This is a genomic window from Streptococcus sp. DD10 (assembly GCF_001578805.1).
Taxonomy (GTDB): Bacteria; Bacillota; Bacilli; order Lactobacillales; family Streptococcaceae; genus Streptococcus.
Window position 1 is genome coordinate 186,320 of the sequence record NZ_KQ969161.1, and the last position, 808, is coordinate 187,127.

1 pseudogene is annotated in these 808 nt (G+C 40.5%); it reads left to right on the forward strand.

From position 1 onward, the window contains the following. Positions 1–808 (forward strand): annotated as a pseudogene (locus STRDD10_RS11590) (transposase); the annotation flags it as partial.

The following is an 808-nucleotide window of genomic DNA, read 5'->3' on the forward strand; positions in this document are numbered from 1 at the left end:
AGGAGTTAGGCGTGTCAACCTCAACAGTCATCCGAAAATTTGAGCAGTTTCAGTTTAGAACCAATATCGCCAAATTACCAACCGTCATGTCCTGGGACGAGTTCAGTTTTAAAAAGGGTAAGATGAGCTTTATCGTGCAAGATTACAACACCAATGAGATTGTCGCCATTCTGAAGGGCGCACTCACGCAATTATCCGCAATTTCTTCTACCAGTTTCCAAGAGAGCTGCGAGCGCAGGTTCAAATGATTACTATGGATATGTTTAGTCCTTATTATGACTTGGCTAAACAGCTTCGCTTTCGAATTTCTAGGCTCAGGCTGAAACAGTCCACTGGACTGTTTTATTCCAACATATGAGACGAGCTATGAATCGTCTGTTCATCCAAATCATGAACCAATTGGATAGAAAATCGCACGAATATCGGGCTCTTAAACGATACTGGACACTCATACTTCAAGACAGCCGTAAACTCAGTGATAGACGCTTTTATCGTCCGACTTTTCGCATGTACTTGACCAATAAAGAGATCTTAGACAAACTCTTGAGCTACTCAGAATACTTGAAACAACACTATAATCTCTATCAACTTTTGCTTTTTCACATCCAAGAAAAGCAAGCAGGCCACTTCTTTGACCTCATCGAAGAAACCATTTCTTCTGTCAGTTCTATCTTTCTAACTGTCTTTAGAACCTTCGTGAAAGATAAGGACAAGATTATCAATGCTCTAGAACTTCCTTACTCCAACGCTAAACTTAAGGAAACCAACAGCCTCATCAAGGTGATCAAACGCAACACTTTTGAATTTC